The organism is Tritonibacter horizontis (genome assembly GCF_001518015.1).
GTDB lineage: Bacteria > Pseudomonadota > Alphaproteobacteria > Rhodobacterales > Rhodobacteraceae > Epibacterium > Epibacterium horizontis.
In genome coordinates this window covers 53,713-65,116 of record NZ_LPUY01000134.1, presented here as the reverse complement: position 1 = coordinate 65,116, position 11,404 = coordinate 53,713, and the positions used below count along the sequence as shown (strand labels likewise).

The window sequence follows — 11,404 nt, the reverse complement described above, 5'->3', positions numbered from 1 at the left end:
CCCTCATTAATTCAATGCATGAAAGAACCTGCAAAGGGGCGCGTTAACAAAGTACATAACGAAGTTCGAATTCACGCATTAATATCGCAGCGCTCTCTGGGAAAACGCTGGCGCAACACTAGCGTGCGGCACAAACACAAATTGAGGTAATTTACGACTTCAATTGTCGAGTGGATCAAGCAGCCGTTTCAATGTTGCGGAGACCGGCACCAGCGCCACGGTACTGGCGCGATCCTGCAACCCCCAGACCAACAGGGCAGAAATGGTATCCGGCTTCAGCCGCCCCAGCATCACGACGCCGCCCTCCTGTCCGGCGCGAAACGCGGCCTGATCCAGGAACCGGCGCATGGCGCGCGGATCCTGCCCGGCGCCGTCGAAATCCCGAAACACCACCCCGGCCGGAACACCCTCCCGGAGCGCCATTTTCTGCACCGTGTTCAGCCCGTTGTCCTGCAGCACCAGGCCATAGCCGGCATCCTGCACAATGGTGGCGACCTGATCGGCCAGCGGCCGGTTGCCCTGAACGCCGGTGTCGATGCCCTCCAGCACCCCCAATGCGCCGGGCAAGCGATCAAACCAGATCGGAAGCGCCGTTTCGGCATCCTGCGGGCTGGCCTCCCGCGGGAGATCGGCGAGAATCATGACCTCAAACCCCGCGGCACGGCGGGCCGCCATCCGCTCCACCGCCTTGGGGTCGCTGGGGTCGATTGCAAAGGCCAGCGGATAAGGGAAATCGGCCAGAGCCTCGGCGCCAACGGCGCCTTCTTCCTCGATCAGCACGATCGACATCATCGGCAGGTCTGTCAGCGCCCCGACCGGTTCGGAGTTGCGCGCGAAGGGCGTCAGATCGTCGGCCTCTGGCTGATCGGTGCCGGGCGTGTCCCGTTCGGTCAGCGGTACGACCCGGGTTCCGACGCGGGGCCCGTCACCGGCAGGGTTGCTGTTGGCCTGGGGCAGATCGGCAATGCGCTGGGTCCTTTCGTCGGAACCAGGCTCCGGCTCTGCCACATCCGATTGGGCGCGATCCGACTGGACCTCGGGCGTCGGGGCCGGCAGGGCAATGCTGGGCGGCAAAGTGGTGTCGGGCGGCGCGCCCAGATCGGGGTTCAACACCACCGGGGCTTGCGGTTGCGGCGTGGTGCCCTCTGCGTCCGAGGCCGCATCGGTTTCACTGTCCTGTGTGGCCTGATCCGTCACCGCCGCCACGTCAGAGCCGGTATCGGGGGCCTGCATTCCGGGGGCGACATCCGTTGCGGCTTGCGGTGCGGCCACCGATGCGGCGGGCGCCTCCGGCAGGGTTTCCGCACCCGGAGCCACCAGCGTTTCGCCGCTCTCCTGCGGTACCGGCGCCACCGGCGTATCGGTGCCCGCGCGGATTTCTGGCGCAATATCGGAGGTCTCCAACGCCGCGGTGGTCCGGGCACTGTCCACGTCGCTCACGGCGGTGGTCACCTCGGGCCTGTCCGGTGCGTCCTGATCAATGTCCTCCGGGCTGCCATCGTCGGCCCCGGCGTGATCCTGCGGCGCAACGGGCGCGACCTCGACCACGTCGGAATCCGCACCGGGCCTGTCCTGCGGCAGGGCGCTATTCTCGCGCGGGGCCAGAATCGGCGCCGGGGTGTCGCCGGACACATCAATGGGGCGTGGCAATGGGGCCGACAGCGACCAGATTGCCGCACCGGCCATCGCCACCAGTGCCCCTGTGCTCACGCCTCCCAGAAATCCTCGCATGCCTGTGTCGCCTTCTGTCCTGTGCCCGTTCTGCGCTGCCCGTTTTAGGCTGCCATCCTGTTCGGATCCCGCCGCGTGTCCAACCGCACGAACGACGCCCGGATGCGGTTGTCTGCCGGATGTGCCCTTGACGCTGCCCTGCATCCCTGAACATGTATGGTTCGTCCACTATATCTCGGCGTGGCCCCGGCCCGCCACCCTTAAAAGAGCGTGCCAAGATGTTGCTGCTAATCGACAACTACGACTCCTTCACCTATAATCTCGTGCATTACCTCGGCGAATTGGGCGCCGAGATCGAGGTCTGGCGAAACGATGCGTTGGATGTCCAGCAGGCCATGGCAATGAACCCCGCCGGCATCCTGCTCAGCCCCGGTCCCTGCGATCCGGATCAGGCCGGGATCTGTCTGGCGCTGACCGAAGCGGCGGCGGCGACGCGCACCCCCCTGCTGGGCGTTTGCCTTGGTCACCAGACCATCGGTCAATCCTTCGGCGGCAAGGTCGTGCGCTGCCACGAGATCGTTCATGGCAAGATGGGCAAGGTCCAGCACCAGAACACCGGTCTGTTTCACGGGCTGCCCTCGCCGTTTGCCGCGACCCGCTATCACTCGTTGGTGGTGGAACGCGACAGCCTGCCCGATTGCCTAGAGGTAACGGCAGAGCTGGAAGACGGCACCATCATGGGCCTGCAGCACAAGACGCTGCCGATCCACGGCGTTCAATTCCACCCGGAATCGATCGCCTCCGAGCACGGGCATGCGCTCTTGCAGAATTTCCTGAACGAAATGAAGGTTCCGGCATGAGTGATGCGCTGAAGCCCCTGATCGGCATTGCCGCCGATCGTGCCCTGACCCGCGCCGAAGCAGAGACCGCGTTTTCCGCGCTGTTCAACGGCGAGGCCACCCCGAGCCAGATCGGCGGCCTGCTGATGGCGCTGCGCACGCGCGGTGAAACGGTGGACGAATACGCCGCCGCGGCCGCAGTGATGCGCGCCAAATGCCACAAGGTCACCGCCCCGGCGGGCGCGATGGACATCGTCGGCACCGGTGGCGACGGCAAGGGGACGCTGAATATCTCCACCGCCACCGCCTTTGTGGTGGCCGGGACGGGCGTGCCGGTGGCCAAGCACGGCAACCGCAACCTGTCGTCCAAATCCGGCGCGGCGGATGCCTTGGGCGAAATGGGGATCAAGGTCATGGTCGGCCCCAAAGTGGTGGAAAAGTCGCTGAACGAAGCCGGGATCGGCTTTATGATGGCGCCGATGCACCACCCGGCCATCGCCCATGTCATGCCCACCCGTCAGGAATTGGGCACCCGCACGATCTTCAATATCCTCGGGCCGCTGACCAATCCCGCCGGGGTGACCCGCCAGCTGACGGGCGCCTTCAGCCGCGACCTGATCCGGCCGATGGCGGAAACCCTGCAACAGCTCGGCAGCGAAAAAGCCTGGCTTGTGCATGGCTCTGATGGCACCGACGAGCTGACCATTACCGGCGTCAGCTGGGTCTGCGCCGTCAACGAGGATGGCACGCTGTCAGAGTTTGAGGTCCACCCCGAAGAGGCCGGCCTGCCGGTGCACCCCTTCGAGGACATCCTGGGCGGCAGCCCCAGCGAGAACGCGCAGGCGTTTCGCGCCCTGCTGAACGGGGAGGCTTCGGCCTACCGCGATGCGGTGCTGTTGAATTCCGCCGCTGCACAGGTGGTTGCCGGGGTCGTCGGCACGCTGAAGGAAGGCGCCGAACGCGCGGCCGAAGCGATCGACAGTGGAGCCGCGTTGCAGAAAATCACCGAGGTCGCCCGGATTACCTCAGAGGCGGCATGATGGCACTGGCGGAGCCTCAGTCGACGCTGGACGCCCGGCTGGGCGGCTGGGCGGATCTGGCGTTCTTCCGCGAGACCCTGCCGGGCATCGAGGCGGCCCTTGCGGCCGAACCTCGGCCGGTGTTGCCGCCCGCCGCGCAGCGGTTTGCCGCATTTCAGCTGACGCCGCCAGACCTGACCCGTGTTGTGATCCTCGGCCAGGATCCCTATCCGACCCCCGGCCATGCCCATGGGCTTGCCTTTTCGGCCGCACCAGATGTCCATCCCCTGCCCCGGTCTCTTGCCAATATTTTCAAAGAGATGCAGGCCGATCTTGGTGCATGTCCCAAGACCGCCGACCTGCGCCCATGGGCGCGTCAGGGGGTTTTGTTGTTGAACACTGTTCTGAGCGTGCCCGCCGGAACCCCCAATGGCCACAAGGCGCTTAGCTGGCAGGCGCTGGCGCATCAGGTTCTGCAACACACCTCGCGCCGCCCCACCGCCTATGTCCTGTGGGGCAATCAGGCGCAGGCGCTTGAAAAACACATCCGTCCCGGCGATCACCTGATCCTCAGGACGGCCCACCCATCGCCGTTGTCCGCACGGCGTGGATTTTTCGGCTCGCGCCCGTTTTCGGCGATCAACGCATGGCTTGCCGCGCGCGGTGAGACGGCCATTTCATGGACCGAGCCACCGGCCCCTCAAGCGCCGGCAAACCCAGGGAACCCTACCGATGTCTGACACTATCCTCGACAAGATCAAGGCCTACAAACTCGAAGAGGTCGCCGCCGACAAGGCCGCCAAGCCGCTGGCGGAGGTGGAGGCAGAGGCCCGCGCCGCCGACCCCGTGCGCGGTTTTGCCAATCAGCTGATCAAGGCAACCCACGAAGGCTATGGCCTGATTGCAGAGATCAAGAAAGCCAGCCCCTCCAAGGGCTTGATCCGCGAGGATTTCGATCCGGCGGTTCTGGCCCAGGCCTACGCCGAGGGCGGCGCCAATTGCCTCTCTGTGCTGACCGATACGCCCAGTTTTCAAGGGGCCAAGGACTTTCTGGTCCAGGCCCGTGCCGCCTGCGATCTGCCCTGCCTGCGCAAGGATTTCATGTATGATCCGTATCAGGTGGTCGAGGCCCGCGCCCTGGGCGCCGATTGCATCCTGATCATCCTCGCCTCGGTGTCCGACGAGCAAGCCGCCGAACTGGAAGCCTGCGCCCTGGAATGGGACATGGATGTGCTGCTGGAGGTCCACAACGAAGACGAACTGACCCGCGCCTGCCATTTGAAATCGCCCTTGATGGGGATCAACAACCGCAATCTCAAGACCTTTGAGACGACGCTGGACACCACCCGCCACCTGTCGCGACTGGTGCCGCCAGACCGGTCCATCGTCTGTGAAAGCGGCCTGTCCACGCCTGCGGATCTGGCCGATATGGCCCGCTACGGCGCCCGCAGTTTCCTGATCGGCGAAAGCCTGATGCGGCAACAGGACGTGACCGCAGCCACCCGTACCCTGCTGGCCGACCCGCTGGTCCCCGGCGCCATCTAAGGACCGCAAACATGGCCCTGACGCATTTCGATCAGAAAGGCGACGCCCATATGGTGGATGTCTCCGACAAAGCCGTAACCGCCCGCGTTGCCGTTGCCGAAGGCCACGTGAAGATGGCGCAGGACACCTTTGATATCATTGCCGAAGGTCGGGCAAAAAAGGGCGATGTTCTGTCCGTCGCGCGCCTCGCCGGCATCATGGGGGCCAAGAAAACCGCCGATCTGATCCCACTGTGTCACCCGCTGCCGATCACCAAGGTCGCGGTCGAGCTGACGCTTGACCCGGATCTGCCCGGGGTGCGGGTCGCGGCCACGGTGAAAACCACCGGCCAGACCGGCGTCGAAATGGAGGCGCTGACAGCGGTCTCCACAGCCTGCCTCACCGTCTATGACATGGCCAAAGCCGTCGACAAGGCGATGGAAATCGGTGGCATCCGGGTGCTGCTGAAGGACGGCGGCAAATCCGGCCGCTATGAGGCCTGAGCGATGATTTCCGTTGCCGACGCGCGGGCTGCGCTGCTGGATCTGGTCAAGCCACTGGATGTGGAAACCCTGCGCCTCGCCGATACGGCGGGACGCGTGCTGGCAACATCTGTGTCCGCCCGCCGCGACCAGCCGCCCTTCGATGCTTCGGCGATGGACGGCTACGCGGTGAACGCGGCCGAGGTCGAACAGCACGCCATGTTCAAGGTCGTCGGTGAAGCCGCCGCAGGCCATGGGTTTCAGGGGCGTGTCGGCGCCGGTCAGGCAGTGCGGATCTTTACCGGCGCGCCGGTGCCACAAGGCGCAAGTTTTGTGGTTATTCAAGAGGATGTGCACCGCAAGGGCGACCTCATCACCCTCAGCAACGACCCCGGCACAAACAGCAACATCCGCGCCCGCGGGTGTGATTTCGCCGTCGGCCAGACGGTCACCGCCCCTCGCCGGCTGAGCCCCGCCGATGTGGCGTTATTGGCGGCGATGAACATCGCAGAGCTCCCTGTGCGGCGGCGCCCCGTTGTCGCACTGCTCTCGACCGGCGACGAGCTTGTGATGCCGGGGCAGACCCCCGGCCCGGACCAGATCATCGTTTCAAACACCTTCGGCCTGAAGGCACTGCTGGAGCAGCACGGCGCCGAGGTTCGGGTGCTGCCGATCGCGCGCGACACCGACAGCGCGTTGCGCACTGCCTTTACCCTTGCCGAAGGGGCCGATCTGGTGGTCACCATCGGCGGCGCGTCGGTGGGCGATCACGATCTGGTGGCCGGCGTCGCCCAAAGCCTCGGGCTGGAGCGGTCATTCTATAAGGTGGCGATGCGCCCCGGAAAGCCTCTGATGGCCGGTCGTTTCGGCCCGCGCGCCATGGTCGGCCTGCCCGGAAATCCTGTGTCTGCAATGGTTTGCGGCCGTCTCTTCGTGGTTCCGATGGTGGAGGCGATGCTGGGCTTGCCGGACCAGCCGGACCGGCTGAAGCGCGCGCCCCTTGCCATTGCCCTGCCGCGAAACGGCCCCCGCGCCCATTACATGCGCGCCATGTGGACCGGTGACCGTCTGACGCCCTTTGACAATCAGGACAGCTCGCTTCTTTCGGTTCTGGCGCAGGCGGAGGCCTTGGTCCTGCACCCCCCCAATGCGCCTGCCGCCGCGGTCGACGATCTGGTCGAATATCTCACCCTCTAGGTGAACCTTCTGTGTTTTCGGCCACTTGGCAGGGATTTTTTCTGTTCCCGTTATGGACCAACCGTTGACACAAAACGGGAACATGACTAGAACAAAGTCAAAAGCATCATGCAGAGGGGCCGAACATGCTGACCAAAAAGCAATTGCAGCTGCTGGAATTCATCCACAAGCGTTTGCAAAAGGACGGCGTTCCACCCAGCTTTGACGAAATGAAGATCGCGCTTGATTTGCGGTCGAAATCCGGGATTCACCGGTTGATTACGGCGCTGGAGGAACGCGGTTTCATCCGGCGCCTGGCCCATCGCGCCCGCGCCATCGAAGTGATCCGTCTGCCCGACAACCTCGGCGGGCTGACAGAGCGGGATGGCGGATTTCAACCTCAGGTGATCGAGGGCGGTAAATCCGATGCCGGGGCCGAACCGGAATTGAAACCGGCGCCGCACAGCGGCGTGACCGAACTGGCGATCATGGGCCGGATCGCGGCCGGTGTCCCGATCGAGGCGATCAATCAGGCCACCGCGCATGTGGCGGTGCCCAACGCCATGTTGTCCAGCACCGGTCAGCATTTTGCGCTCGAAGTGCGCGGAGATTCGATGATCGAGGCAGGCATCAACGATGGTGATGTGGTTGTCATCCGCGAAACCGGCAGCGCCGACAACGGCGATATCGTGGTGGCGCTGGTCGAGGGTCACGAGGCCACGCTGAAATACTACTACCGCAAGGGCAAGACCATAGAACTGGCTGCGGCCAATCCGGCCTATCCCACCCGTGTTCTGGCCGAAGGTCAGGTTGAGGTTCAGGGACGCCTGGTCGGTCTCATCCGCACCTATTGATCGGCTCGTGATCCCTGCGAGGTGCGGCACCGGCTGGCCCGGTGCTGCCCTTTGGGTTTCGTTTTTTCGGGTTCTGTTTTTTCGGCACCCTCTGCACTTCGGCCAGCCCTGCACCCGGTGGCCTGCGGCACAGGCGGGCCGTGAACAAAACGGCCGCCGATTGTACGGCATGTGATCAGAGCGGCCCCTGCCCCAAACACCCTGTCTGCGGCGGGACGTGGCGCAGGTCGGCCGGTCGCGCGTCTATTTGCGCAGGCCAGACCACAGGCGCAGCTGATCATCGCGCTGGCTTGCCGTGATCTTGCCTGTGTCGTCAATGGCCAGACTACCGGTCTGGCGCAACGTGGTTGGTGTGAACAGCCGACAGTCGCCCTCCGGTCCTTTCGCATCGACGGATAGGATCACGATGTCCGAAGCCGCGCAGCCTGGCGGCAGCGAGGCCGCGGCGGCTTTGCCAATCGCATGGACAACACGCAGGTCGCCCAGCAGGGCCACCTGAACACGCCCTTGCGACGCACCGCCCGGCCAGCGATCAAAGGCGCGCCGCTGATCGGCGCCGTCACCGTCGTTTTCCAACCAGATCCCGGCGTCAAACGCTTTGCCCTTGGGGCGCGAGACCGCCCGCCCCGCATCGGTCAGAAGGCCAACAATCCCCCCGTCGGCGGACACCAGGAGCTGTGGCCGCTCCGCCTGCGGCCAGAACGCCAGCGCAAGACAGACCGGCAGCGCTCCGACCCAACGCAGACGCCCCTGCCACAGCAGCACCATCAGCCCGCCGACAACCAGAACGGGCAGCACCCAAATGTCCGGTGCGACCACAAATCCACGCGCGCCGGGCCAGCCGGCCACCGTCTCGGCCACGGTCAGGATCCACGACAGGCCTTGCGACATGATCCAGAACCCAAAGGCGCTTGCCCCCAACGGCGCCAGACAGAGGGCCAGAACCGCCCCTGGAACCACCACAGCCCCCATCACCGGCACCGCCAGAAGATTGGCGACCAACCCGTAATGCGACACCATATTGAAATGCGCAGCGCCAAACGGCGCCGTTGCCAACCCCGCCACCAGGGAGGAGACAACAAGCGCCGCGCCCCAGCGTAACACGGCACCCCTTAGGCCGCGCTGTCCGGGTGTGACCAACCGCTGCGCCCCCTGAAAGACGCAAACCAGCGCCAGTGTCGCCGCGAAACTCATTTGAAAACCCGGACTTAAAAGCGTTTCCGGTCGGCGCAGCAGGACTAGAAGTGCCGCGATTGCCACCGCCCGTATGCTGAGCGCGCGCCGGTCCAGGATCACCGCCAGCAACATTATGGCCACCATGATAAACGCGCGTTCCGTGGCCACATTGGCGCCCGAGAGCAGAAGATAGCCAAAGCCCGCCACCAGGGCGAAGCCTGCGGCAATCTTCTTGATCGGGTAGCGCAGTGCCAGTCGCGGCCAAAGCGCAAAACCGCGCCGCAAAGTGGCAAAGATCAAGCCGGCAAAAAGCCCCATATGCAGACCGGAGATTGCCAGCAAATGGGCGAGGTTGCTGGCCCGCAAGGCATCAATCACCGCCCGGGGCACCGCGGCGCGGTCGCCGGTGATCAATGCGGCCGCCACGCCGCCAGTTCGGGGCGGCATCTGCGCACGCACCCAGTCCGACACCGCGCGGCGTAGGCTTGCCACCGGCAAGGTCGCGGCCTGCGCCGATTGCAGAACCGGAACCCGGCTGTAGCCCACTGCGCCCAGCTGCAGGAACCAGGCATGTCGGCGGAAATCAAACCCGCCGGGTTCAGCCGGGCTTTGTGGGGGCGACAGATGGGCGGTGGTCATGACCCAGGCCCCCGGCACCGGGGTCTCACCGGCAAAGAGCGACAGCCGGACCCGGGTTGGCGTGCGCGCGGGGGCCACAGTGTCCAGCCGCACCGCCCGCAGCGTGATACGCGGCGCATCAGAGGCCGAGCGGTCGACTGCGATCACCTGGCCTTCGACGGCGCCGTAATAGCGAAATTCCAGCACCGGTGCCGCGACCCAATGGCTCCGCGCCCCCATGTAGCAAAACCCAAGGCCGCAGAGCAGCACCGCCACCGCCAAGATCCCGCTGGCATCGCCCCGGCGACACATCCAGCCACTGACACAACAGAGACAGAGGACCGAGAGATAGGCCCATCGGCCCGGTTCCTGCGGGCTGCAGAAATAGAGACCGATCCCAAGGCCGAAGAACACCGGCGCCCAGGGAAACAGATGTCCCCGCTGGGCCTGTAGCACTCCATCAAGGGCGCTCCAAATGCGCACGCTTGCTCCCTGCCTTCTGGCTCGGTAAACAGGCCTCAAACGTAGGCCCTTCTAGGTTTCCAAAAGGTAAATATCCCATATGTCCAACCCGGTCGTCACCCGCTTCGCCCCCTCGCCCACCGGCTTTTTGCACATCGGCGGCGCCCGGACCGCCCTGTTCAACTGGCTTTATGCGCGGGGGCGCGGTGGCAAGTTCCTGCTTCGGATCGAGGATACCGACCGCGCGCGGTCAACCCCGGAAGCGGCCGCTACGATCCTGCAGGGCATGGCCTGGCTGGGGCTAGACCATGATGGCGAGGTGGTGAGCCAGTTTGAAGGCGCGGCGCGTCACGCCGAGGTGGCCCATCAGCTGCTGGCTGAGGGCAAGGCCTACAAATGCTTTTCGACGCAGGATGAAATCACCGCCTTCCGTGACGCGGCAAAGGCCGAGGGCAAATCAACCCTGTTCCGCTCCCCTTGGCGCGATGCGGCGGCCGCAAGCCACCCCGATGCCCCCTTTGTGGTCCGCATCAAGGCGCCGCAGACGGGCGAGACCGTCATCCAAGATCAGGTCCAGGGTAATGTTACCATCAAAAATGACCAGCTTGACGATATGGTCCTGCTGCGTTCGGACGGGTCACCGGTCTATATGCTTGCGGTGGTGGTGGACGATCACGACATGGGCGTCACCCATGTCATCCGCGGCGACGATCACCTGAACAATGCCGCCCGCCAGATGATGATTTATCAGGCGATGGATTGGGATGTACCGGTCTGGGCGCATATCCCGCTGATCCACGGGCCGGACGGCAAAAAATTGTCGAAACGTCACGGCGCGCTCGGCGCGCAGGAGTATCAGGCCATGGGCTATCCGGCGGCCGGTATGCGCAATTACCTGGCCCGGCTTGGCTGGTCACATGGGGACGATGAATTCTTTACCGATGCGCAGGCGCGCGACTGGTTTGATCTGGACGGAATCGGCAAAAGCCCGGCCCGCTTCGACACCAAGAAACTGGAGAATCTCAGCGGCCAACATATTGCAATTACAGAAGATGCGGCGCTGCGGCGTGAAATTGAGGCCTACCTGGCCGCCGCGGGTCAGCCCCCCCTGTCAGCGCCGCAAGCGGAGGGGCTGGAACGGGCCATGCCATGCCTGAAGGACCGCGCAAAGACGTTCCCGGAACTCCTTGAAAAAGCCCATTTTGTGCTTACGTCACGTCCATTGGATCGGGACGCCAAGGCAGAGAAGGCGCTGGATCCAGTATCCATTGGTATACTGAGTGAATTGACGCCGCATCTGCAAAATGCTAGCTGGACGCGAGAAGAATTGGAGACCGCGCTGAACGCCTTCGCGGAGACCAAGGAAACCAAGTTTGGAAAATTGGCGGGTCCCCTTCGGGCCGTGCTTGCAGGCCGTGCGGTAACGCCCTCGGTCTTTGACATGATGATCTGCCTGGGCCGGGACGAAACGCTGGCCCGGCTCAATGACGTAACAGGCTGACACGCCCGCTGGGATCTGATGTTAAGATCTGGGTAAGCCCGTTCGAGTAGGACTTCGTCTGCGCCAAATGTCGGCGCGGGCG

10 protein-coding genes are annotated in these 11,404 nt (G+C 64.4%); 8 read left to right on the top strand and 2 right to left on the bottom strand.

Annotation, left to right across the window (positions count from 1 at the left end; all coding sequences use genetic code 11):
- Positions 1-159: 159 nt before the first annotated feature.
- Positions 160-1,731 carry a divergent polysaccharide deacetylase family protein gene (locus TRIHO_RS21250; RefSeq protein ID WP_068248548.1) on the bottom strand — a complete coding sequence of 524 codons (1,572 nt, stop codon included), beginning with the start codon at positions 1,729-1,731 and terminating at the stop codon, positions 160-162.
- Positions 1,732-1,949: 218 nt separating this feature from the next.
- Here TRIHO_RS21250 and TRIHO_RS21245 point away from each other — a divergent pair, with 218 nt between their 5' ends.
- From TRIHO_RS21245 to lexA, 7 genes are all read left to right on the top strand, one after another.
- Complete coding sequence (locus TRIHO_RS21245; protein WP_068248545.1) at positions 1,950-2,531, top strand: anthranilate synthase component II; 582 nt, start codon at positions 1,950-1,952, stop codon at positions 2,529-2,531.
- Positions 2,528-3,550 carry an anthranilate phosphoribosyltransferase gene (gene trpD, locus TRIHO_RS21240; protein WP_068248544.1) on the top strand — a complete coding sequence of 341 codons (1,023 nt, stop codon included), beginning with the start codon at positions 2,528-2,530 and terminating at the stop codon, positions 3,548-3,550. Before TRIHO_RS21245 ends, trpD begins: the two co-directional genes overlap by 4 nt.
- Positions 3,550-4,269 carry a uracil-DNA glycosylase gene (locus TRIHO_RS21235; protein ID WP_068248612.1) on the top strand — a complete coding sequence of 240 codons (720 nt, stop codon included), beginning with the start codon at positions 3,550-3,552 and terminating at the stop codon, positions 4,267-4,269. Before trpD ends, TRIHO_RS21235 begins: the two co-directional genes overlap by 1 nt.
- Complete coding sequence (gene trpC / locus TRIHO_RS21230) at positions 4,262-5,074, top strand: indole-3-glycerol phosphate synthase TrpC (protein WP_068248543.1); 813 nt, start codon at positions 4,262-4,264, stop codon at positions 5,072-5,074. The genes TRIHO_RS21235 and trpC overlap by 8 nt, the downstream gene beginning before the upstream one ends.
- An 11-nt stretch (positions 5,075-5,085) precedes the next feature.
- Positions 5,086-5,556, top strand: coding sequence for a cyclic pyranopterin monophosphate synthase MoaC (gene moaC / locus TRIHO_RS21225; protein WP_068248541.1), 471 nt, complete (start codon positions 5,086-5,088; stop codon positions 5,554-5,556).
- Between the two features lie 3 nt (positions 5,557-5,559).
- Entirely contained in the window at positions 5,560-6,732 is a 1,173-nt protein-coding gene (locus TRIHO_RS21220; protein WP_068248539.1) for a molybdopterin molybdotransferase MoeA, read from the top strand.
- Positions 6,733-6,857: 125 nt separating this feature from the next.
- A complete protein-coding gene (lexA, locus tag TRIHO_RS21215) occupies positions 6,858-7,565 on the top strand; it encodes a transcriptional repressor LexA (RefSeq protein WP_068248536.1) in 708 nt (235 codons plus the stop codon).
- A 243-nt stretch (positions 7,566-7,808) separates the two neighbouring features.
- Here lexA and TRIHO_RS21210 read toward each other — a convergent pair whose 3' ends face one another.
- Positions 7,809-9,842, bottom strand: a complete 2,034-nt coding sequence (locus TRIHO_RS21210) for a ComEC/Rec2 family competence protein (RefSeq protein ID WP_068248531.1) — start codon at positions 9,840-9,842, stop codon at positions 7,809-7,811.
- 79 nt (positions 9,843-9,921) lie between these two features.
- Here TRIHO_RS21210 and gltX point away from each other — a divergent pair, with 79 nt between their 5' ends.
- Positions 9,922-11,322 carry a glutamate--tRNA ligase gene (gene gltX, locus TRIHO_RS21205; RefSeq protein WP_068248529.1) on the top strand — a complete coding sequence of 467 codons (1,401 nt, stop codon included), beginning with the start codon at positions 9,922-9,924 and terminating at the stop codon, positions 11,320-11,322.
- Positions 11,323-11,404 lie beyond the last annotated feature (82 nt).

Coding starts and splice junctions, on each gene's coding strand:
- trpC (WP_068248543.1), top strand. CDS start 4,262: ATGTCTGACACTATCCTCGACAAGATCAAGGCCTACAAACTCGAAGAG.
- trpD (WP_068248544.1), top strand. CDS start 2,528: ATGAGTGATGCGCTGAAGCCCCTGATCGGCATTGCCGCCGATCGTGCC.
- lexA (WP_068248536.1), top strand. CDS start 6,858: ATGCTGACCAAAAAGCAATTGCAGCTGCTGGAATTCATCCACAAGCGT.
- TRIHO_RS21245 (WP_068248545.1), top strand. CDS start 1,950: ATGTTGCTGCTAATCGACAACTACGACTCCTTCACCTATAATCTCGTG.
- TRIHO_RS21235 (WP_068248612.1), top strand. CDS start 3,550: ATGGCACTGGCGGAGCCTCAGTCGACGCTGGACGCCCGGCTGGGCGGC.
- moaC (WP_068248541.1), top strand. CDS start 5,086: ATGGCCCTGACGCATTTCGATCAGAAAGGCGACGCCCATATGGTGGAT.
- TRIHO_RS21220 (WP_068248539.1), top strand. CDS start 5,560: ATGATTTCCGTTGCCGACGCGCGGGCTGCGCTGCTGGATCTGGTCAAG.
- TRIHO_RS21250 (WP_068248548.1), bottom strand. CDS start 1,731: ATGCGAGGATTTCTGGGAGGCGTGAGCACAGGGGCACTGGTGGCGATG.
- gltX (WP_068248529.1), top strand. CDS start 9,922: ATGTCCAACCCGGTCGTCACCCGCTTCGCCCCCTCGCCCACCGGCTTT.